Source organism: Flavobacterium agrisoli, assembly GCF_016522065.1.
GTDB lineage: Bacteria > Bacteroidota > Bacteroidia > Flavobacteriales > Flavobacteriaceae > Flavobacterium > Flavobacterium agrisoli.
Map to the genome: position 1 here is coordinate 172056 of NZ_JAEHFV010000003.1, position 21632 is coordinate 193687.

The 21632-nt window shown below is 33.8% G+C and carries 21 protein-coding genes; 13 read left to right on the forward strand and 8 right to left on the reverse strand.

What is annotated here, in order from left to right:
• Positions 1-46 precede the first annotated feature (46 nt).
• Positions 47-1168, reverse strand: a complete 1122-nt coding sequence (locus I5M07_RS09050; protein ID WP_200106059.1) for a GTP cyclohydrolase — start codon at positions 1166-1168, stop codon at positions 47-49.
• A gap of 76 nt (positions 1169-1244) precedes the next feature.
• Positions 1245-2207: a transporter gene (locus tag I5M07_RS09055; protein ID WP_200106061.1), complete on the reverse strand. Its 963-nt coding sequence runs from the start codon at positions 2205-2207 to the stop codon at positions 1245-1247.
• 122 nt (positions 2208-2329) lie between these two features.
• Here I5M07_RS09055 and I5M07_RS09060 point away from each other — a divergent pair, with 122 nt between their 5' ends.
• The 7 genes from I5M07_RS09060 to I5M07_RS09090 all read left to right on the forward strand — a co-directional run bounded on the left by I5M07_RS09060 (position 2330) and on the right by I5M07_RS09090 (position 10703).
• A complete protein-coding gene (locus I5M07_RS09060) occupies positions 2330-2626 on the forward strand; it encodes a DUF4834 family protein (protein WP_200106062.1) in 297 nt (98 codons plus the stop codon).
• Between the two features lie 47 nt (positions 2627-2673).
• On the forward strand, positions 2674-5109 hold the full coding sequence (locus I5M07_RS09065) for a YfhO family protein (protein WP_200106066.1): 2436 nt from the start codon (positions 2674-2676) through the stop codon (positions 5107-5109).
• 4 nt (positions 5110-5113) lie between these two features.
• On the forward strand, positions 5114-6406 hold the full coding sequence (locus I5M07_RS09070; RefSeq protein WP_200106067.1) for a glycosyltransferase family 4 protein: 1293 nt from the start codon (positions 5114-5116) through the stop codon (positions 6404-6406).
• 23 nt (positions 6407-6429) lie between these two features.
• The gene (locus I5M07_RS09075) at positions 6430-7902 is read left to right on the forward strand and encodes an oligosaccharide flippase family protein (RefSeq protein WP_200106069.1); all 1473 of its coding nucleotides are present in this window, start codon (positions 6430-6432) and stop codon (positions 7900-7902) included.
• A 90-nt stretch (positions 7903-7992) separates the two neighbouring features.
• Positions 7993-8451, forward strand: a complete 459-nt coding sequence (locus I5M07_RS09080; protein WP_200106070.1) for an SRPBCC family protein — start codon at positions 7993-7995, stop codon at positions 8449-8451.
• A gap of 57 nt (positions 8452-8508) precedes the next feature.
• Entirely contained in the window at positions 8509-10152 is a 1644-nt protein-coding gene (locus I5M07_RS09085; protein WP_200106071.1) for a mechanosensitive ion channel family protein, read from the forward strand.
• Between the two features lie 251 nt (positions 10153-10403).
• Positions 10404-10703 carry a hypothetical protein gene (locus I5M07_RS09090; protein WP_200106072.1) on the forward strand — a complete coding sequence of 100 codons (300 nt, stop codon included), beginning with the start codon at positions 10404-10406 and terminating at the stop codon, positions 10701-10703.
• A gap of 10 nt (positions 10704-10713) precedes the next feature.
• Here the strand turns inward: I5M07_RS09090 and uvrA are convergent, their stop codons facing one another.
• Complete coding sequence (gene uvrA, locus I5M07_RS09095; RefSeq protein WP_200106371.1) at positions 10714-13500, reverse strand: excinuclease ABC subunit UvrA; 2787 nt, start codon at positions 13498-13500, stop codon at positions 10714-10716.
• 364 nt (positions 13501-13864) lie between these two features.
• On the opposite strand from uvrA, the gene I5M07_RS09100 reads away from it, so the two are divergent.
• Together I5M07_RS09100 and I5M07_RS09105 are read left to right on the forward strand one after the other, a co-directional pair.
• Positions 13865-14449, forward strand: a complete 585-nt coding sequence (locus I5M07_RS09100) for an RNA polymerase sigma factor (RefSeq protein ID WP_200106073.1) — start codon at positions 13865-13867, stop codon at positions 14447-14449.
• A 48-nt stretch (positions 14450-14497) separates the two neighbouring features.
• The gene (locus tag I5M07_RS09105; protein WP_200106074.1) at positions 14498-14641 is read left to right on the forward strand and encodes a hypothetical protein; all 144 of its coding nucleotides are present in this window, start codon (positions 14498-14500) and stop codon (positions 14639-14641) included.
• Between the two features lie 98 nt (positions 14642-14739).
• Here I5M07_RS09105 and I5M07_RS09110 read toward each other — a convergent pair whose 3' ends face one another.
• Positions 14740-15402, reverse strand: a complete 663-nt coding sequence (locus I5M07_RS09110) for an endonuclease III domain-containing protein (RefSeq protein WP_200106075.1) — start codon at positions 15400-15402, stop codon at positions 14740-14742.
• Positions 15403-15487: 85 nt separating this feature from the next.
• Here I5M07_RS09110 and bcp point away from each other — a divergent pair, with 85 nt between their 5' ends.
• Positions 15488-15940: a thioredoxin-dependent thiol peroxidase gene (gene bcp, locus I5M07_RS09115; protein WP_200106077.1), complete on the forward strand. Its 453-nt coding sequence runs from the start codon at positions 15488-15490 to the stop codon at positions 15938-15940.
• Between the two features lie 60 nt (positions 15941-16000).
• Here bcp and I5M07_RS09120 read toward each other — a convergent pair whose 3' ends face one another.
• Positions 16001-17452 (reverse strand): TonB-dependent receptor, encoded by a 1452-nt coding sequence (locus tag I5M07_RS09120; RefSeq protein WP_200106079.1) that lies wholly within the window; start codon positions 17450-17452, stop codon positions 16001-16003.
• Positions 17453-17545: 93 nt separating this feature from the next.
• Here I5M07_RS09120 and I5M07_RS09125 point away from each other — a divergent pair, with 93 nt between their 5' ends.
• From I5M07_RS09125 to I5M07_RS09135, 3 genes are read left to right on the forward strand one after another with little or no spacing between them, the layout of a single operon-like run.
• Complete coding sequence (locus I5M07_RS09125; RefSeq protein WP_200106082.1) at positions 17546-18310, forward strand: MBL fold metallo-hydrolase; 765 nt, start codon at positions 17546-17548, stop codon at positions 18308-18310.
• 12 nt (positions 18311-18322) lie between these two features.
• Positions 18323-18823: a hypothetical protein gene (locus tag I5M07_RS09130; protein WP_200106083.1), complete on the forward strand. Its 501-nt coding sequence runs from the start codon at positions 18323-18325 to the stop codon at positions 18821-18823.
• A 35-nt stretch (positions 18824-18858) separates the two neighbouring features.
• Positions 18859-19284 (forward strand): hypothetical protein, encoded by a 426-nt coding sequence (locus I5M07_RS09135; RefSeq protein WP_200106085.1) that lies wholly within the window; start codon positions 18859-18861, stop codon positions 19282-19284.
• Between the two features lie 39 nt (positions 19285-19323).
• On the opposite strand, the gene I5M07_RS09140 is transcribed toward I5M07_RS09135, so the two are convergent.
• The 3 genes from I5M07_RS09140 to I5M07_RS09150 are packed head-to-tail and all read right to left on the reverse strand — an operon-like array spanning position 19324 to position 21604.
• A complete protein-coding gene (locus I5M07_RS09140) occupies positions 19324-19968 on the reverse strand; it encodes an alpha/beta hydrolase (protein WP_200106087.1) in 645 nt (214 codons plus the stop codon).
• Between the two features lie 49 nt (positions 19969-20017).
• Positions 20018-20344 (reverse strand): hypothetical protein, encoded by a 327-nt coding sequence (locus tag I5M07_RS09145; protein WP_200106090.1) that lies wholly within the window; start codon positions 20342-20344, stop codon positions 20018-20020.
• Positions 20345-20350: 6 nt separating this feature from the next.
• Positions 20351-21604 carry a dihydroorotase gene (locus tag I5M07_RS09150; RefSeq protein ID WP_200106091.1) on the reverse strand — a complete coding sequence of 418 codons (1254 nt, stop codon included), beginning with the start codon at positions 21602-21604 and terminating at the stop codon, positions 20351-20353.
• Positions 21605-21632: the final 28 nt, after the last annotated feature.

The window sequence follows — 21632 nt, forward strand, 5'->3', positions numbered from 1 at the left end:
AACCTATTAAAACAAAAAATCCAGTAGAATCACTGGATTTTTTGTTTTAATTTAAATCTTTTCGGAATGTTTTTCGGTCGCAATGCAATCTTGGTTCGAAGTTTTTCCAAAGCAAATGAATCGAATTGTTTTCTAATAATTCGGGTGTACGGATACAAGTTTCAATTTTATTCTTTTTAAAAACTTTATAATATTCTTCAAAAATTAAAGCTGTAACGCCCTTATTTTGATATTCGGGTTGTACGCCGATAAGGTAAAAAAGTACCGATTTGCTGTGTTTTTTAGCCCATAACAAATGCAAAAATCCAAAAGGAAAAAGTTTACCGTTGGCTTTTTTTAAAGCTTTTGATAAACTTGGCATCACAATGCTAAAAGCCACCATTTTATCGTTTTTATCGACTATATATTTGATGTATTCTGGGTTTATTAACGGCGCGTATTTTTTCTTGAAATATTCTTTTTGTCTATCTGAAACGGCTACAAAAGAAGCTAATTTTTCATAAGAAGTATTAAATAAATCGAACATTTCATCAACACGACTCATGATTTGATCGGTCGTTTTAAAATCAAGTACGCGCAAACCAAAACGTTGTTTAATGATTTTGGTAGCTTTTAAGAAAAATTCGGGTTTAACATTCGAAAACGGAAAAACACTTTCTATAAATTGTTTTTCGACAACAAAACCCAATTGTTCTAAATGGTGTACGTAATATTCATAATTGTACCACGTAATCATGGTGCCCATTTCGTCAAAACCTCGGGTCAACAAACCCACTTTGTCTAAATTTGAAAATCCCATTGGACCTTCGACATGATCCATTTGGTGTTGGCGACCTAATTCGTACACTTTTTCGAGAAGTGCTTTGGAAACTTCAATATCATCGATTACATCAAACCAACCAAAACGAACTTTCTTTTTGCCTTGTTGGTTGACTTCTTGCCAGTTGATGATGGCTGTAATTCGCCCCACCATTTTACCGTTTTTATGTGCTGTGTAAAAATAAGCTTCGGCATTTTCAAAAGCCGGATTAATTTCTTTATCAAACGTTTCTAATTCATCAGCAATTATTGGTGGAATCCAGTTTGGATTGTTTTTATACAAATCAAAACTAAATTGAATTGATTCGGTAAGTTCTTGCTTTGTTTTGGCTTCTTTTATGGTAATCATTTTGATTGAAAAGTTTGTTTTTTGAGCAATTTAAAAGTGTGCAAGGTCAGAAAATAAAAGCGAATTATCAATTGGTTTATTCGTATTTGGCTTTTCTTTGACGTTCGATAGCTTGCGAATCCATTTCTTTTTTGTTCTTTTTCTTTTTGCTTTCTTTTTCAAAAGTCATGGTTTGTACTTCCTTGTAACGTCCGTCGTATCGCCAAGAAAATCCAATTCCGCCATATAAAACGGAAGGCGTATCTTTAAAATTGGTGGTTAAAGAAGCATCAATTTGCATGTTTTTTCCTAAGAGATAAGCTGCACCGCCACGAACTAAAGCATCGCTATAAAAATCGCTTTTATAGCCTTGGTTTTCAATAAAACCAGACCATTTATCATTGAATCCGCGAGTTAAAGTTAAAACATAGCCATAACTTGGGTAATCAGTAGTTAGATAATCGGCAATGATGTTGGTTACAAAAACCCATTTTCCGTCTCCAAAATGATTTTGCGTAATCAACATGATTTTCGGAGAAACACTGGATTCGGGCGAAAATGAGTAGGGGTTTCCCGAAAAAACAACATTGGCTCCCGCAAAAATAGAAACAGCCGGAATTAATTGATTCCAGTTGAATTTATGATTGGCTTTCCAGCTGTAAATGTTTACTTTTTTTGGTCCGTTTTTAAAAGGGTCATAAAGCAAGTATTTGGCTCCAAAAATGGTTTGTTTAAAGTCATTTTTTTTGATGCTACTGTACGGATAATCTACATTTTCCATTTGGTATTGTAAATCAACAATAAATTCTAATTCTTCTAAAAAAGCACCATAACGAAGGGTTAAATCCATTCCGAATCCTGCCGCATCGTAATTTAGTAAATCGTGTTTTTCTTGAATGCCAAAAATCCCAGTTTCGGCTTGAAAAACGGTTTTTCCAACGGCAAAAGAAGACATGGTTTCGCCTGGTCGGTTTGAATTAATTACATCGGTATATTGTGCAAAAAAAAGTTGGGGAAGTAATAAAATAGATGCAAAAAATACGTTTTTAATGAAATTCATAATTTTTTTATTTATAATGTAGGTTATAACGCTTTTCAAATGTACTTATTTTATTAATTATTTAAGATTCAATTTTTATTTTTAAAAAATGGATTTAGTAATTTTGAAAAAATTTTATAGTTATGCAAGAAGCATCTTTTTCAGGACTTTTACGATCTATTGTTTACATTATCGCTTTTTATTACATTTTTAGATTTGTAGCAAAATTGCTTTTTCCGATTGTAGTAAAAAAGGTAGTTAATAAAGCAGCCGAAAATTTTCAACAGCAACAACAGTATTCACAACAATATCGTCAGGATAATTCATGGCAAAAAACACAGAATAATAAAGACGAAATTATCTACAATACCGCCAAATCCAAATACCCACACGAAACCAAAAAAGTGGGTGAGTACGTTGATTACGAAGAAATAGACTAAATTTGTTTGCAATAAACAAATATCATCCATAACCAAACCCAACCACTTTGAAAATAATAAATAAGTTTTATCCGCATGCCCTTGTTATATTGGGTTTTGTAATCGTTTCTTTAATTTATTTTTATCCTGTTTTACAAGGAAAACAAATTTATCAATCCGATATTGCACAATATACCGGAATGGCTAAAGAGCAAAATGATTTTAGAGCGCAAGAACACGAGGAACCATATTGGACAAATGCTGCTTTTGGAGGAATGCCAACCTATCAATTAGGAGCCAAATATCCACACGATTATATCGGTGCTTTAGACGATGTTTTGCGTTTTTTACCACGTCCTGCTGATTATTTGTTTTTATACTTCCTAGGTTTTTACGGACTCTTGTTAGTGCTTAAAATAGACCCGCTTAAAGCTTTTGTGGGTGCGTTAGCTTTCGGATTTTCCACCTATCTCATTATTATATTAGGAGTAGGTCACAATGCCAAAGCACATGCCATTGCCTATATGCCTTTGGTTATTGCTGGTGTAATTTTAGTTTTTCAACGTAAATATGTTTGGGGAGGTTTATTAACGATGTTCGCAGCTGCCTTAGAGATGAATGCGAATCACTTTCAAATGACCTATTATTTACTGATTTTTTTATTGGTGCTTTCAGTTTATTTTATTTACGAAAGAATAAAAGAAAAAGACTTTAAAGCGTTGGGTTTTGCCTTCGGTACATTTGCGGTTGCCGCTATTTTTGCAGTAGGTTCTAACGCTACAAATTTGATGGCAACATCTGAATATGCAAAGTTTAGCACACGCGGTAAAGGGGAGCTGACATTTAATCCGGATGGTTCCAGAATTACAGAAAATTCCGCGTTAAGTAGAGCGTATATAACCGAATACAGTTACGGAATTACAGAGAGTTTTAATTTAATTGCTGCACGGATTTTTGGTGGTTCTAATCATGAGAATATTGGTACAGATAGTAAAATGTATGAATTCATGGTTCAGCAAGGTGTTCCGGCTGTTCAAGCGCAAGATTTTGTTTCAGGTATGCCAACCTATTGGGGAGATCAACCAATAGTTGCTGCTCCTGCTTATATTGGAATTGTCGTTTTCTTTTTAGCTGTTTTGGCTTTGTTTATTGATGATAGAAAAATAAAATACGCTTTTGCTATTGGTGCTGCGGTATCTTTAGTATTATCTTGGGGTAAAAATTTCTCTGTTTTAACAGATTTTTTCATTGATTATGTTCCCATGTATGATAAGTTCAGAGCGGTTTCTTCTATACAAGTTATCTTAGAACTTTGTTTTCCGGTTTTAGCGATTATGGGTTTGCAATCTTTTTTTCAATTAAAAGAAAAAGAAATTGCCAAAGCGCAAAAAGGATTAATAGAGTCGGGTGCTTTGTCCTTAGGTATTATAATAATTCTATTTCTTTGCAAAAGTATGTTTAGCTTTACAGGAGCGAGTGATGGGTACTTTTTAGAAAGTTATGGCCCTGGTTTTGTAGATGCTTTAAAAGAAGATAGAAAAACTTTGTTTTCTGCCGATTTACTTCGTTCTGCTTTTTTTATAGTAGTAGTGTTTGGCGTTTTTTGGTTTTTTATAAAAGGGAAAGTAAGTTCAACAGTAGCGCTGACGGTTGTTAGCATCTGTATGATTTTTGATCTGTTTTTTATTGATAAAAAATACGTTTCTAGTAAAGATTTTGTTTCTAAACAAGAAATCGAATATCCTTTTCAACAAACTCCTTCGGATACAAAAATTTTACAGGATACAACCCAGTACCGCGTTTTTGAAGTTAATGGAAATATGTCCAGTGCAAGAGCTTCTTATTTTCATCATTCATTGGGAGGATATCATGCTGCCAAACCTCGTAGAATGCAACAATTATTTGATTATCAAATTGCACAGAATAATGTAGAAGTGCTGGATATGTTAAATGTAAAATACATTATTCAGACTGATAAAGAAGGAAAAGAATTTCCAACAATTAATCCCAATGCCAATGGAAATGGGTGGTTTGTAGAGGGCTTAAAATTGGTTACTTCTCCTGATGCGGAAATGAAAGCATTAGGTAACTTAAATACCAAAAAAGTGGCTATTTTCAACATTCATGAAAATGCTGAAAAATTTAAAAAAGCCCGTTTGCGTAAAAATTGGGATGCACGCGGTACGATAACATTGCAAGTGTATAAACCCAATTATTTGAAATACCAATCGGATAATTTGCAAGACGGAATTGCTGTTTTTTCTGAGATTTATTACGAAAACGGTTGGAATGCTTATATAGATGGGAAATTAACCAATCATTTCCCGGTTGATTATGTTTTGCGAGCAATGGAAATTCCAGGCGGAAAACATACAATTGAGTTTAAGTTTGAACCTAAAGTAATTCAAACCGGAGGAACCATTACGTTGTTAAGTTCGGTTGGTATGTTACTGTTATTGGTTTGCGGCATTTATTTTGAACAAAAGAAAAAAGTAGCGAAGTAATATTTTGGAACCAAAAAAGCTTTTAATTATAACCTATTATTTTCCGCCAGCGGGTGGTCCAGGTGTTCAGCGGTGGTTGAAGTTTGTAAAGTACTTGCCCGAATTTAATATTCAGCCCATTGTTTATGTTCCAGAAAATCCGACTTATCCAATTGTAGATGAAAATTTAGTCGATGAAATTTCAAATCAAGCCATAATTCTTAAAAAGAAAATTGTTGAGCCTTATCAATTAGCTTCCGTTTTTTCGAAGAATAAAACCAAAAAAATTGCTTCAGGCATAATTCCGAATAAAAAAAAACAATCGTTTTTAGACAAAACTTTTCTTTGGATTCGCGGTAATTTGTTTATCCCAGATGCTCGTGTTTTGTGGGTAAAACCTTCAGTGGCGTATCTTACCCAATACATTCAAGAAAATAAAATTGACACCATAGTTACTTCGGGACCGCCACATAGCTTGCATTTGATAGGTTTGGCTTTAAAAGAAAATCTAAACCTAACTTGGTTAGCCGATTTTCGTGATCCGTGGACAACGATAGGATATCATAAAGCATTGCGTTTATCGAATTATGCTTCAAAAAAACACAAAAAGCTTGAACACCAAGTGCTAAATTCAGCGGATAAAATTATTGTTACCAGCAAAACAACCAAAAAAGAATTTGAATTACTTACTTCTAAACCGATTGAAGTAATTACGAATGGTTACGATAATGAAAATGTTGCCTCACAAAGTCTAGATACCAAATTTTCGATTGCTCATATTGGTTCGTTTTTATCCGAAAGAAATCCGAGATTATTATGGGAAAGTTTAGCCGAATTAGTGAATGAAGTTCCCGACTTTAAAACTCATTTTGAATTAAAATTGATAGGTGCTGTTAGTCAGGAAATTTTAGATACTATTAAACAATATAAACTAGATTCCTTTTTGAATAATTTGGGTTATGTTTCGCATAATGAAGCGATTGCTCACCAACGAAAATCACAGGTTTTACTGTTGATTGAAATTAATTCGAAAGACACCAAAAGTATCATTCCAGGAAAATTATTTGAATATATGGTTTCGAACAGAACTATTTTGGCTATTGGGCCCGAAGGTTCTGATTTTGCCGAAATCATTACTTCTACTAACACGGGCAACTTTTTTACTTATACCGAAAAAGATCGATTAAAAACTGTAATTTTGGCGCAGTTTAATCAGTTTTTGGAAGGGAAATTGCAAGCCTATCCGGTTGGATTGCAACAATATTCTAGAAAAAATTTGACAAAGCAATTGGTTAAATTAATTCAATCGGAAATCTAAAATTTACAATCTACAATCACGTAATGGGAATTGTACTCAATCAATCTTTTAAAAATACAATCATTACCTATTTGGGTTTTGGTATCGGAGCTATTAATACCTTGTATTTGTACCCGGTTTTCTTGGGCGCAACCTATTATGCGGTAACAAATTATATATTGTCGGCAGCCAATGTAATCATGCCTTTGTTTGCTATTGGAATGCAAAATACCTTGGTTAAATTTTATTCGCAAAACAAAACTGAAGACGAGCGCAATCAGTTTTTGTCTTTTACGGTCTTGTTTCCGTTGCTTTTGTGTATTCCGTTGTTGATTATCGGATTTGTCTTTTTGGATGATATTACGGCTTTTGTAACTAAAAAAAATCCAGTTGTTGAGGAATTTATTTTGCTGATTCCATTTACCGGATTGTGCATGGCATATTTTGAAATTTTTTATGCTTGGGCACGTGTTCACATGCATTCGGTTTTTGGAAATTTCATCAAAGAAGTCGGTCTTCGCTTGTTTTCTTCCATAGCGCTTATAGGGCTGTATTTTAATTGGATAAGCTTAGTTGAGTTTGTTTATGTTACAGCAGCAATTTATTTTTTGGCGCTTTTGGTTACGATGGCTTACGCTTTTTATATTAAAAAACCACATTTTCAGTTTGCCATTCCCTCTAATGTGAAAGATATTTTAGTATATACTTTTTACATAATCTTGTCGGGAAGCGTAGCTAATTTATTGTTGGATGGCGACAAACTGATGTTGAACCAATATATGGTAATCGAAAATATTGCCTATTATTCGGTGGCAACTTATATTGCTTTGGTTATTTCGGTACCGAGTCGCGCCATGCATCAAATTGTATACCCCATTACGGCTAAATTAATGCACGACAATAAACACGACGAATTGAATGATTTGTATAAAAAGTCATCTATAAACCTTCAAATTGTCGGCGGATTTGTCATGCTATGCATTTTTGTAAATATTAATGAATTATACGAATTAGTTCCGAAAGAATATGCTGGCGGAATTCCAGTTGTTTTCATGATTGGTCTGTCAAAGTATTTTGATTTGATTTTAGGAAATAACAATGCGATCATTTTTAACTCCAAATACTACCGAATGGTACTCTTTTTAGGACTTATTTTGGTGTTTTTAACCGTAGTTTTAAACATGATTTTTATTCCGCTATACGGTATTTTTGGTTCGGCATTTGCCACTTTACTGTCGATAACGTTGTATAGTTTAGCCAAATTGCTTTTTGTGGTAAAACGAATGCATTTGTATCCGTTTACCAAGCAAACAATCGAATCTATTGTATTAACTACCGTACTCTTTTTACTTTTTTATTTTTGGGAATTTCCTTTTCATCCGATTATCGGAATTGGATTAAAATCAATTTTGGTGACAATTGCGTATGTGTATTTGAATTACCGTTTCAAAATTTCGCTCGAAATTAACCAGGTCATCGATTCGATTATCAAAAAAATGCTGCCTAAAATTAGATAATGTAATTCAAATTTTTACTCTTTTATTGTCAGTTTGATTCGTTATATTTGTAAGAATTAAAGCAAAAATTTCGTTTACAATCAAGCTATTATGACAAACCAATCGATTCCCGCTGCAACGACTGCCATGATGATCCGAAAACCTGTCGATTTGGTTTTTAATGCATTTGTAGATCCAGCTATAACATCGCAATTTTGGTTTACAAAAGGCACGAATAAATTAGTCGAAGGACAAGTAGTCATTTGGACGTGGGAAATGTATAATGTTGAAATTCCAGTTACTGTACTTACTATTGTTGAAAACCAGAAAATTGGGATTGAATGGGGTAATTACCAAGAAAAAACAATAGTCGATTTTGAATTTAAAGTTTTGAATAATGATAAGACTTTTGTTACCATTACAAATTATGGGTTTCAAGGAACTTCTGATACGATTATCAAAAATATTACCGACTCTGTAGGCGGATTTACGTGGGTTTTAGCAGGTTTAAAATCATATTTAGAACATGGTTTGAATATGAATTTTATTGCAGACCGTTTTCCAAAATAATTATCCTAAATCAAAAAATTGGTAATTTTAATATTTAGCCAAAATTTTAAAGTAAATATGAAGAATAAAATAATAGTTTTTTTGTTGCTACTACTGCTGTCTTTTTCTCAACAGGTTCTATGCCAATCAAAAAAGCAAAAAAACATCAAAAAACAAAATCTTGTTGAACAAGCCAAAAAAGATTCGATTTATAACGCCAATCTAAAAGGATTTCCTGTTGCGCCTTTTAAAGATACCCTTTTTTATATCTACCATAGAGTAGGTTCTTTTTCTGCCGAAAACAGAGCTAATTTGATTTCAGAAAAAATTAGATTTTTATACAACGACGATTTTTTTATTTCTGATTCCATCAAAATTATGCCTTCCGAATTAGGAAATGATATTATTTATAAAGGAGACAATATCATAATGTCGGTTTTGAATGTCGATACCATTCAGCAAAAAATGACAGTAAAGGAAATGTCTGAGCAAAATTTAAAGCTCATTTCAAAAGCGGTTAATGAAGAAAAAATCAAGTATTCTACTCCCAATTTATTAAAACGCATTGGATTAACATTCTTGGTTGTTTTCTTTATTTTCCTTGTATTGTATTTGGTCAATAAAGGATTTGTAAGCGCAACGAATACATTAGTTGATAAAAATCCTGGTTTTTTTAAAGGGTTTAGAATAAAAAATGTAGAAATTCTTTCCCCCTTAAAACAAGAAATTTTAGCCCGAAGAATCGTCACAGTCATAAAGTGGATTTTATCATTTATGATTATCTACTTTTCTTTACCCATTATGTTTAGCTTTTTCCCTTCAACCGAAGCGTATGCGGATACGTTGTTAAATTGGGTTTTTACTCCGGCTAAATCGGTTTTTATGGGCTTTGTAAGCTTTCTTCCAAACTTATTTTCCATTATTGTCATTGTGGTCATTTTTAGATATGCCATTAAGATTTTGAAGTTTTTTGTAGATGAAATAAAACGAGGAAACATTCATATTGACGGTTTTTATAGTGATTGGGCATTGCCAACATTTAATATAGTACGCGTATTGTTGTATGCGTTTATGGTGGTTATTATTTTTCCCTATTTACCTGGTTCAGATTCACCTATTTTTCAAGGGGTTTCGGTTTTTATCGGAATTTTATTTTCGTTAGGGTCATCGAATGCGATTGCAAATATGGTCGCAGGTCTGGTCATTACCTATATGCGTCCTTTTAAAATTGGTGATTTTATTAAAATTGGCGATGTGAGTGGCGAAGTTATTGAAAAAACGGCCTTAGTAACTCGTGTTCGAACAACAAAATTTGAAGATGTAACCATTCCAAATGCTACGGTTTTATCGAGTACTTCTACCAATTATTCGGCCAATACACAAAATAATATTGGAGGATTAGTCATTCATACGACCATTACAATTGGGTATGACGTTCCTTGGAAAGACGTGCATAAAGCTTTAATTGCCGCAGCAAACAGAACCGATTTTGTTCAAAAATTACCCGAACCCTTTGTGCTTCAGACCAGTTTAGATGATTTTTATGTGGCTTATCAAATAAATGCTTATACGCGCGAACCCAATAAGCAACCTCGTATTTATTCTTCACTGCATCAAAATATTCAGGATTGTTTTAACGAAGCGGGTATCGAAATTATGTCGCCTCATTATCGTGCTACACGTGATGGTAGTCAGATTACCATTCCGCCCAATTATTCCTGAATTCTTAGTTTATTGGGATTATAAAAGAAAAATGTCGAATTTTAACAGTTGTCTAATTCGTAATTTTTTTCAAGCAATTTAATGGTTTACTGATTAATTTTCAGTGTTTTGCGTTTTTGAGTTAATATTTTTTAGATAGAGTCAAAATATCACTAAATGTAGGTATTGCTGTAAGTAAGAAGTTTCAGTAAATTTGAGTTGTTGATTAAATTTTTTAAAACAAGGTTTAACTTACATTAAATAAACTGTTTATGAGTACCCATCAACTGGCCCAAACCGATAACTTACAGGTGTTTTCAAATCTTATTTCAAATAAATTGAATAATGGTTTTGTATTAGAAGAGCGTAATGATGAATTGTTTTTTGCCGTTTTATCCAAAGGCGGAAAAGTAATTGATCATAGTTTTAATTTTGTCATTTTTATTTTTACTTTAGGTTTGTGGTCTATAGCTTGGCTATACCTCACCTTAGAATATTCAAAACCAAAGAAGATTTTAGTGGCTATCGATGAAGATGGAATTCCGTTTGAAGAAAAATGTTTTGTAGCGTAGCGTAACTTTTTTAAAGTTTCTCTTTCAAATATTTTCCGGTAACGGATTTTTTTATTTTAACAATTTCTTCGGGGGTTCCTTCAGCTAGTAAGTAACCTCCGTTTTCTCCTCCTTCAGGACCTAAATCAATAATCCAATCGGCACATTTTATGAGGTCTAAATTGTGTTCAATTACAATTATGGAATGGCCTTTTTCTATTAAAGCATCAAATGATTTGAGCAATTTTTTAATATCATGAAAATGCAAACCAGTTGTAGGTTCATCAAATATAAAAAGTGCTTTGTCTTTGGTCGTTCCTTTTACTAAAAAAGAGGCCAATTTGATGCGCTGCGCTTCCCCTCCAGAAAGTGTAGAGGATGACTGCCCAAGTTGCACATAACCCAAACCAACATCTTGTAAGGGTTGTAATTTTTGCACTATTTTAGCTTGATTAGTATCTTTAAAAAACGAAATGGCATCATCAATAGTCAAGGTTAAAACATCATTTATGTTTTTTCCGTTAAAATAAACCTCCAAAATTTCCTTTTTAAATCGTTTGCCATTACAGGTTTCACAAGGTAATTGTACATCGGCCATGAAAACCATTTCTACATTGATGGTTCCTTCTCCTTTGCAAGTTTCGCAACGACCACCATCCACATTAAACGAAAAATGTTTGGCTTGATAGCCTCTCACTTTTGAGAGTTTTTCTTTAGCAAAAACATCACGGATATCGTCGTAGGCTTTAATATAAGTAACCGGATTTGAGCGGGAACTTCTTCCAATCGGATTTTGGTCGACATATTCAATGTGTTTGATATGCGAAAATGAACCCTTTACGTCGGTTAATTGACCTATTTTTTCCGAAGCCAAATCTAGTTTTTTCTGAACTGCGGGAAACAATAATTTCTTGATTAAAGTACTCTTACCACTTCCAGAAACACCGGTAATAACCGTTAAAATATCTAACGGAAATGTTACATTTATGTTCTTTAAATTGTTTTCGCGTGCCCCAATTATTTCGATATGATTTTTGAATTTTCGGCGTGTTTTCGGAACTTCTATTTGAAGTGTATGGTTAAGGTATTTCGAAGTTAAAGAAGTTGCTTTCAAAATTTCGGCATACGTTCCTTGAGCTACCAATTCTCCTCCATAACTTCCTGCTTCGGGGCCAATATCAATAATCATATCAGCTGCTTTCATGATATCTTCGTCGTGCTCCACAACTATTACTGTATTGCCCAAATCGCGTAATGAAAGCAAAACAGTAATCAATCGCTCCGAATCTTTTGGGTGAAGACCAATACTGGGTTCATCTAAAATATACATGGAACCTACTAAACTACTTCCTAAGGATGTGGCCAAGTTTATACGTTGCGATTCACCTCCTGATAAGGTCGCCGAATTTCGATTAAGTGTTAAATAATCCAAACCGACCTGACTTAAAAAGGCCAAGCGATTGTTTATCTCGATTAACAAACGTTTGGCTACTTGTCTCTCGTATTCATTAAGTTCGAGGTCTTTAAAAAAATCGGCTAAATTTTTAATTGGTAAATCGACTAAATCCGAAACCGTTTTGCCGTTAATTTTAACATAAGATGCTTCCACCCGTAAGCGTTTACCTTTGCAGGTATTGCATTTGGTTTTGCCTCTGTAACGAGACAACATCACTCGGTTTTGAATTTTATAATTTTTAGCTTCTAATTCTTTGAAAAAATCATTTAAACCTTCAAAGTATTGATTACCCGTCCATATAAGTTCTTTTTGCGCATCAGTTAGTTCAAAATAGGGTTTATGAATAGGAAAATCAAATTTATAAGCACTGTTAACCAATTGGTCGCGATACCAACTCATGCTTTCTCCTTTCCAGGGATAAATAGCATTTTCAAATACAGACAAGGAGGTGTTTGGTACTACCAAATCGGCATCAATTCCGATGATATTTCCGTAACCTTCACAAGAAGGGCAAGCTCCATACGGATTATTAAAACTAAAAAGATGTACATTGGGTTCTAAAAAAGTGATACCATCCAATTCGAAATTATTAGAATAACTAAAACGCTTGTTAGAGTTTGCTTCTTGTAAATAGCACAAACCTTTACCTTCAAAAAAAGCAGTTTGAACCGCATCGGCTAAACGATTGTAAAAATCTTCTTCGTTTTTAACTACAATTCGATCAATGATCAACAACATTTCTTTGCCTTTCGTAGGATTTTGTAAAAAATCATCAATACGAATGGTTTCGTTGTCTAATAAAATTCTGGAAAAACCTTGTTGCAAAAGAATATTGAGTTTTTCTTCCGTTTTTCTTCCTTTTTCAATATGTATGGGAGCTAAAAGTAACCAGCGGCTGTTCAATTCGAAATTTTTAACGTCATTGACTACATCGGTTACCGTGTTTTTTTTAACTTCTTGACCCGAAATGGGCGAAAAAGTGCGGCCAATTCGAGCAAATAAAAGTTTCATGTAGTCGTAAATTTCGGTGGAAGTACCTACGGTAGAACGAGCATTAGTGTTGTTGACTTTTTGTTCAATGGCTATCGCAGGCGCAATTCCTTTGATATATTCTACTTTTGGTTTGTCTAATCTCCCTAAAAATTGACGTGCATACGAAGACAAACTTTCCACATAACGGCGTTGCCCTTCGGCATATAGCGTATCAAATGCAAGGCTTGATTTTCCAGAACCCGACAAGCCTGTAATTACTACCAATTTGTTGCGCGGAATAACCACATCAACATTTTTTAAATTGTGTACTTGAGCACCCTTGATAATAATATTTTGTTTAGGATCTATTTTCGAAAAGTCAACTTGCATAAAAAAATCAATTTTTACAAAAGTACGCATTTTTGCTAAGTTTTGTTAGCTCAAAAGGGGAGTGTATTTAAATCTCTTTACCGTAATTAAGAAGAAAAAATCACTTTTTTGTGTTTTAACAATCCACTAACAAAACCTCTTATATTTTTCCTGTAAGCAGGTGGTAATCGTGTAAAATTTAATTTTATTGTGTAACATTTAAGAAAAAAACCTATTTTTTAAATTTTTATACCATATTAATTTGTTTATTAGAATAAAATTTTGTTAAATTTGACCAGTTAACCTTTAAAAACAAGAAGCCTATACATCAAAATTACTTTTTTAGAAACCCCAAATTTTAAAATTAAACTAAAAAGTAAGTATTATGGCTCATCTGAATATTCCAGACGCTTTATTAGTCAAAAATTACGTCGAAGGCGACGAAAATGCTTTGGCTTCATTAATTAAAAGGCACGAATCCAAAATCTACGGATTTATTTATTCTAAAGTAAATGATAGAGATGTATCGGATGATATTTTTCAAGATACATTTATAAAAGTAATTCGAACTTTAAAAAGCAATTCCTATAATGAAGAAGGTAAATTTTTACCTTGGGTAATGCGAATTTCTCATAATTTAATAGTGGATTACTACCGCAAAAACAAAAAAATGCCCATGCATCGTGAGACCGAAGAATTCTCAATTTTTTCGATAATGAGCGATAATTCGTTGACCATTGAGAACCAAATGATTTTGGATCAGGTTGAAGTGGATTTAAAAAAATTGGTAGCCGAATTACCCGAAGATCAAAAAGAGGTTTTAATAATGCGAATGTATCAAGATATGAGTTTTAAAGAAATATCTGAATTGACGGGAGTTAGTATTAATACCGCTTTGGGTAGAATGCGTTATGCCTTGATGAATTTGAGAAAAATAATCGAAAAACATCAAATTGTTTTAACCAACTAATACTAAAACTAGTTCATGTGCGTTATACTATTATAAAAATAGGGAAGCATGGCAAAAATTTACTCAAAAAAAACAGTAGTTACTAAAAATTTGAAACCTAAAAAAGAAGTGGTTTCCTTTTTATTAAATTATTCAAAAGCCTTAACTGTTGTTAAAACAGCTGATAAAACTTTCGAAATGATAGCTAATTAATAAGTACAAATTTTAACTTATTAAAGAACGAAAACCAAATTAATTCAATTGATTTGGTGATAAAAATCACTAATTTTCCATACGAATTAGTGATTTTTTTATTTTAAACCTTGCTTTTTACGGTAGTCGTCAATTACCGATTGTCGACCAATAGTGTTGGTTATAATATCCCGTTCTAAATTCCACCCTCGAGCAGGCGAATAGTCACGACCATACCAAATAATTTGTAGATGCAAGTCATTCCATAATTCTCTCGGAAAAAGTCTTTTCGCGTCTTTTTCAGTTTGCTGAACATTTTTGCCATTGGTTAAATTCCATCGGTACATCAATCGATGAATATGGGTGTCAACCGGAAAGGCAGGTACTCCGAATGCTTGCGACATCACCACGCTAGCAGTTTTGTGGCCTACAGCGGGCAGAGCTTCTAAGGCTTCAAAACTTTGTGGCACTTCTCCATTGTGTTTTTCGATTAAAATTTCAGATAAACCGTGAATTCCTTTTGATTTCATGGGTGACAAACCGCAAGGACGAATAATTTCTTTTATTTCTTCTATCGACATTTTAACCATGTCATGCGGATTATCGGCCTTAGCGAACAATAAGGGTGTAATTTGGTTAACACGTACATCGGTGCACTGTGCCGAGAGCAAAACGGCGATAAGTAAAGTATAAGGGTCTTTATGATCTAGTGGAACTGGAATAGTAGGGTAGAGTTCTTTTAACGTATTTATAACAAATGTGACACGTTGTTCTTTATTCATTTCTGTAATTTTAGGCAGTAAAAATAAGAATTAAATTTAGGATGTTCTAAAATGAATGTTTTCTAAAAAAGGAAAGTAAAGATATATGAAAAATTTACAAATTGGAGATAAAGCACCTGCGTTTTCAGGAGTAGATCAAGATGGGAAGTTGCACCAATTAAGTGATTATGCAGGAAAAAAATTGGTAGTATTTTTTTATCCGAAAGCCAGTACGCCTGGTTGTACAGCTGAAGCCTGTGATCTACGAGATAATTTTGAACGTTTTAAAGCATTGAATTATGAGTTGTTAGGAGTAAGTGCCGATAGCCAAAAAGCGCAATCTAATTTTAAAACCAAACAAAAATTACCCTATGATTTGATTGCTGATGAAGATAAATCAGTTATTACTGCTTTTGGTGTTTGGGGACCTAAAAAGTTTATGGGTCGGGAATATGATGGCATTCACAGAACTACTTTTGTAATCGATGAAAAAGGAATTATTGAAGATATAATCGAAAAAGTAAAAACCAAAGAACACAGTAATCAACTTTTAAAATAAATTCAATTAAAAAGCCAAGTTATAAATCAAACTTGGCTTTTTAATTGGTATTAGTGTTTTTTAGCTAATCACTTTGTCAGGAGTGTAACCAAATAAGTGGTGTTCTTTGATAATTTCGGCAATTCCAGAAGGCAACATCGGTTCCCAACCTGGTTGTCCTTGACTAATCATTTTGAGTACTTCGCGCGAAAAGACAGTTAAGTTTTCAGGATCGTAATCGGTGATATCTAATACTTTTCCGTTGAATTTAAAGAATTTATACAATTCTTTCATTCGAGGGTGTACTTTCAAATTGTTTGAATCCATTAAAGTGCCATCTTCATCCAACATGGGGTATAAAAAGACTTTCATGTCACGGTAAAATAATTTTCCAAAAGCTTCTAAAATGCCACCACTTAAATGGCGGTAGTACTTTTCGTCAAAAATATCGACTAAATTGTTTACCCCCATGGCCAATCCCATTCGGGCTTTGGTGTAATTGGAGAAATATTCGACTACTTTGTAATATTCCTGAAAATTCGAAATCATTACCGTTTGACCAAGTGAGCATAATAATTCGGCGCGATCCATAAAATCACGCTCATCGATTTCACCATCCGAACGTAAATTGGATAAGGTTATTTCAAAAATAACTAAGGTATTGTCTTTATCTACTTTGTTTTCTTCTTCAAACATGCGTAGCGATTTCTCGTACATGTCCATGTTTACTTTGGTTACGGGTCTAAAACTACCGCGCAAAGCCAATAAGTTTTTCTTATATAAAATAGACGCAGGCAAAATATTTTTACCTTCAGGATTAAACATCACCGCATCGGTCATGCCGTTTTTAACCAATTGCAAACTCATTAATCGGTTGTCAACATCAGCAAAACGAGGACCCGAAAAGTTAATGGTATCAATTTCAAGCTGATCCTTGTCTAAGTGATCGTATAAATATCGCAATAAACGTTTGGGATCGTTGTATTTATAATAGGCGCCATAAATAAGATTTACTCCTAAAATCCCCAATGTTTCTTGTTGCAATCGGGCATCTGTTTCTTTAAAACGAATATGAAGAATGATTTCGTTATACGCTTCGTCGGGTTCAATTTGATAGCTAATTCCAACCCAACCGTGCCCTTTATATTGTTTCGCAAAATCGATAGTTGCTACAGTATTGGCATAACTAAAAAACATTTTGTTGGGATGCTTTTCGCGACTCAAACGTTGTTCAATCAGATTAACTTCGTGCGAAAGCATTTTTTTTAAGCGACTTTCGGTTACATAACGGCCATCAATTTCAACACCATAAACGGCATCGCTAAAATCTTTATCGTAAGCGGACATCGCTTTTGCAATAGTTCCCGATGAACCTCCCGATCTAAAAAAATGTCTAACAGTTTCTTGTCCTGCACCAATTTCGGCAAATGTTCCGTAAATGTTTTCATTTAAATTGATGCGTAGTGCTTTATCTTTTATAGAAGGGATGGTTTCGATAACGCGATCACCCTTAAGTTTTATTTCTGTACCCATTTGGTCAAATATGGCTTATTTGTTACAAAGTTAATAAATTCGCCTTCTAATGAAAGAGAATTAATGCTATTTTTGTAAAAAAACAAAGTTAAATTGAAGGTATATTTTTTAGGAACAGGAACTTCGCAAGGCATACCAATTATAGGGGTTGATCATCCTGTTTGCAAAAGCACTGATGCTAAAGATAAGAGACTCAGAGTGGCAGTTTGGATAACTTGGGAGGACTATTCTTGCGTGATTGATTGCGGTCCCGATTTCAGACAACAAATGTTGCGCTGTGGTTGCACTCATATCGATTCTATTTTGTTTACCCACGAACATGCCGATCACACGGCTGGTTTAGATGATATTAGGCCTTTTAATTTTCGTCAAGGAGCTATTCCGGTTTATGCTCACCAACGTGTCATTGCCAATTTAAAAAAACGGTTTGATTATGTTTTTGAAACCGTAAATAAATATCCTGGCGCTCCTACCGTTGCTACCATTGAAGTTGTCAATAATCAACCGATTTTGTTGGGAAATAAGAAAATTATCCCGGTAAATGTCATGCACGGCGATTTACAAGTTTTTGGTTACCGTATTGATGATTTTGCCTATTTAACCGATGTGAAAACCATTGCCGAAGAAGAAATAGCGAAACTAAAAAATCTAAAAGTTTTGGTTGTGAATGCTTTACGCGTAGAGCCACACAATACGCACTTTAATTTGCAAGAAGCACTTGATTTTATAACTTTGGTGCAACCAGAAAAAGCGTATTTAACGCACATTAGTCATGTTCTCGGTTTTCATGAAGAAGTCGAAAAACGACTTCCTGAGAATGTTTTTTTGGCTTATGATAATTTAGAAATTACCCTATAATTTTTTTACCCCATGAAAAAATCTTTAATGCTGTATTTGTTTATTTTGGCTTTGTTAATGAACGTTTTTACGTATATGTTTTTGAGTAAAGAAGTACAATTTGAGCAAAATCGTTACGAAAAAACGACTAAAAAATTACGTGACAGTATTGCTTTGGTAACCAATAAATTATCCGAAGCTGATTATTTTTCGTTACAAAATAACCAAAATGCGCAAAATTATTTTGACTCAGGCGATGGCGAAAAATTCATTGCTTACGAAAAATTAATTCCGGTGGTAACCGAAAAATTACTCGATTTTAATGCCAATCCAAAAGGCAATCCGTATACAGGTCAAGATCAAATCGGGCCAAATAAATTTGTGATTAACAAAGTAAAAATACTCAATCACCGTTGGATTATTGCCGATTATAGTAACGGTGAACTTTGGGGAGAAGTACTATTAAAATATTTTGTAAATGAAGATGAAAGTATTGCTTTTGAAGTAAATCAAACCTTGTTGTATCAAAAATAAAGGGTATTTTTAGTGGTATTTAAAAATGTAATGCCATGAAAAAAACATTTATTTTCTGTACCGTTTTGGGTTTACAACTTCTTTCATGTGGTCATAAACCTGAAAAATCCACTCCAGAAATACCTAAGGATAAAGAGCAAAAAGTTGGAGCCGATCTCGATAAACATGATTGTAAAACTTCTGCAGGTTACACTTGGTCGGAATTAGAACAAAAATGCATTCGACTCTTTGAGGAAGCGAAACCTTTGCAACCATTCGAAAACAGCCAATCGAATACCACTCTAGGTTATGTTTTGTTTAAAGGGAATAAAGCAGAACTTTTTTTGGAGTCGGAACCAAATTCAATTCTTTTAGAAAGAAAATCGGAAGGTCAAGCTTGGGTTAATAAAGAGTATGAATTATTTACTTGGAAAGGATATGTTTTGAAAAAAAAGGGAAGCATCATTTACACAGCCAATTAAAATTTAAAAGCCGTTCCTTTTTCAGAAACGGCTTTCATTTTATTGTAATAACCAATTTTTAAAATCGTAAAAATTCTGAGGAGCTACACCATGCCCAACAGGATATTCTTTATACGTAATAGGGATAGCAAGTTGCTCTAAAATAGGAGGTGTTTTTCTAGCCCATTCTACCGGAATTACTTGATCGACTGTACCATGTGACGCAAATATTTTCAAGTTATGGAAATTATTACTTTCAAAGTTTTCTTTAATAATATCGGAATTGAAATAACCGCTTAACGCAATTATTTTTTGTACTTTTTCCGGATACGAAAGGGCTACCGCATAACTCAAAATAGCGCCTTGACTAAATCCGATGAGGGTAATATTTGAAGCATCTATAGGATAATTTGCTACTAATTCGTCAATAAATTGCACAATGGTTTCTCTAGAATTTTTGGCTTGTTCGTTATCCGAAAATTTGTTTTGGTTGGCATCAAAATTTATGGCATACCAAGCGTAACTACCAAATTGCAAATCGTAGGGCGCTCGTGCAGAAACGATGTAATATGTATCGGGAAGTTCGCTCGCAAAAGAAAATAAATCGGCCTCGTTGCTTCCGTAACCATGCAGTAAAAGTAAAAGCGGATTTTTATCTAAAATAACTTTAGGTTCTTGTATTTTATATTCAAGTGATAAATTCATGTGGAGGTTGCTTTTTGTAATGTAATATTAAGAAGGCATTTTTTCGGAATTAACCGATATTTTTAAACCATTTTTGAAATAAATTTCCCAAAATTGGAATAGGAGTAGTTTCGCCCTTAATGGCTGAAGTTATTCCGAAAACCCATAAAACCGAAATTCCAATCCACATGGGGAAAGTGATAAAAAAACTATCAAAATTACTAATGATTGCGCCTAACGAAATAAAGGTGAGCGATAAACCCAATGCCTGACGAATATGAAATGCCGCAAATTTATTTTTATCTTCTGAATTCATCGACATCGCAATTAATACGCCAATGATTAAAATGTACGCTGTTATGGCAGCTGTTTTACCGTTTTCGGTGGGAGTGTTCATTTTTAATTATTTTAAAATCAATTGTTTTTGATTGTAAATTCCGTAAACTGTTCCGTTTTGTAAAGTGCCTAAAAAGGCCGAATTTTTCGACTTTGAAAGAATGTTTTCTTTTGAAAAAGTGGTGCTTCCTTCTGGATTAAAAAGAGTTAAATTGGCTTTCGCTCCTTTTTCAATAATATGATTTTCGATAGAAAAAAGATTTTTTCCTGAAGTCAATTTAGCGATAACGGTTTCCAAAGGCAAAACCGAAAGTAAAGCACCAAAAGCACTTTCGAGACCAATGGTTCCATTTTTAGCATTATCAAATTCCATTTTTTTGAATTCAATATCAATCGGATTATGATCGGAAGTTATCAAATCGATAGTGTTGTCCAAAACGGCTTCTACTAAGGCTTGTCGGTCGGTTTCGGTTCTTAAAGGTGGTGTTACTTTGTATCGGGTATCAAATCCTTCTAAAACGGCATCGGTTAAAACCAAGTGATGCACGGCTACACTGCACGTTATATTTAATCCTTTTGCTTTTGCTTCACGAATTAAAGCGACAGATTTTGCAGTAGAAATAGTCGGGATATGCAGTTTACCTCCCGTATATTCTAATAAAAATAAATTTCGAGCCACTTGTAATTCTTCTGATAAATTCGGAATTCCTTTCAATCCCAATCGTGTCGAAACAATACCTTCATTTACTACTCCGTTTCCTTTAATTGTGGCGTCTTGCGAGTATGCAATAACCAAACCGTCAAAATCTTGTGTGTATTGCAAACCAATTTTCAACAAATTGGCATTTTCAATTGTTTTGTTGAAATCGCCAAAAGCAACAGCTCCAGCGTTTTTCATGTCGAATAATTCGGCTAAATCTTTTCCTTCGCTACTTTTGGTTAAAGCTCCAATCGGAAACAATTCGGTAGCAAAACCTAACGCTTTGTTTTTTACAAAATTCACCTGCGATTGGTTATCAATAACCGGATTAGAATGGGGTTGTAATGCAATTGCTGTAAAGCCACTTTTGGCGGCCACCATAAGTCCGTTGCTTATGGTCTCGCGTTCTTCATAACCAGGTTCGCCAAATGACACACTGCTGTCAAACCAACCTTGCGAAAGGTGTAAATTGGGAAGGGTAATTTCTTGAATTTCTGAATTATTGGGAATAGCATTTCCTATTTGGGCTATGAAACCATCTTCAATTAATAAATCAACGGTTTGATTGTGAAAAGTACTAGTTGAGTCAATAATTTTAGCATCTCTGATGATCATGTTCATAACGTAACGTTTTAAGAATTGCGGTAAC

Excerpts from the sequence above, each read along its gene's own strand:
- I5M07_RS09080 (WP_200106070.1), top strand. The coding sequence starts at position 7,993 with ATGACAAACCAATCGATTCCCGCTGCAACGACTGCCATGATGATCCGA.
- I5M07_RS09140 (WP_200106087.1), bottom strand. The coding sequence starts at position 19,968 with ATGAATTTATCACTTGAATATAAAATACAAGAACCTAAAGTTATTTTA.
- I5M07_RS09130 (WP_200106083.1), top strand. The coding sequence starts at position 18,323 with ATGAAAAAATCTTTAATGCTGTATTTGTTTATTTTGGCTTTGTTAATG.
- I5M07_RS09060 (WP_200106062.1), top strand. The coding sequence starts at position 2,330 with ATGCAAGAAGCATCTTTTTCAGGACTTTTACGATCTATTGTTTACATT.
- I5M07_RS09150 (WP_200106091.1), bottom strand. The coding sequence starts at position 21,604 with ATGAACATGATCATCAGAGATGCTAAAATTATTGACTCAACTAGTACT.
- I5M07_RS09085 (WP_200106071.1), top strand. The coding sequence starts at position 8,509 with ATGAAGAATAAAATAATAGTTTTTTTGTTGCTACTACTGCTGTCTTTT.
- I5M07_RS09110 (WP_200106075.1), bottom strand. The coding sequence starts at position 15,402 with ATGAATAAAGAACAACGTGTCACATTTGTTATAAATACGTTAAAAGAA.
- I5M07_RS09105 (WP_200106074.1), top strand. The coding sequence starts at position 14,498 with ATGGCAAAAATTTACTCAAAAAAAACAGTAGTTACTAAAAATTTGAAA.
- I5M07_RS09120 (WP_200106079.1), bottom strand. The coding sequence starts at position 17,452 with ATGGGTACAGAAATAAAACTTAAGGGTGATCGCGTTATCGAAACCATC.
- I5M07_RS09050 (WP_200106059.1), bottom strand. The coding sequence starts at position 1,168 with ATGATTACCATAAAAGAAGCCAAAACAAAGCAAGAACTTACCGAATCA.
- I5M07_RS09055 (WP_200106061.1), bottom strand. The coding sequence starts at position 2,207 with ATGAATTTCATTAAAAACGTATTTTTTGCATCTATTTTATTACTTCCC.
- I5M07_RS09135 (WP_200106085.1), top strand. The coding sequence starts at position 18,859 with ATGAAAAAAACATTTATTTTCTGTACCGTTTTGGGTTTACAACTTCTT.
- uvrA (WP_200106371.1), bottom strand. The coding sequence starts at position 13,500 with ATGCAAGTTGACTTTTCGAAAATAGATCCTAAACAAAATATTATTATC.
- I5M07_RS09090 (WP_200106072.1), top strand. The coding sequence starts at position 10,404 with ATGAGTACCCATCAACTGGCCCAAACCGATAACTTACAGGTGTTTTCA.
- I5M07_RS09100 (WP_200106073.1), top strand. The coding sequence starts at position 13,865 with ATGGCTCATCTGAATATTCCAGACGCTTTATTAGTCAAAAATTACGTC.
- I5M07_RS09145 (WP_200106090.1), bottom strand. The coding sequence starts at position 20,344 with ATGAACACTCCCACCGAAAACGGTAAAACAGCTGCCATAACAGCGTAC.
- I5M07_RS09075 (WP_200106069.1), top strand. The coding sequence starts at position 6,430 with ATGGGAATTGTACTCAATCAATCTTTTAAAAATACAATCATTACCTAT.
- bcp (WP_200106077.1), top strand. The coding sequence starts at position 15,488 with ATGAAAAATTTACAAATTGGAGATAAAGCACCTGCGTTTTCAGGAGTA.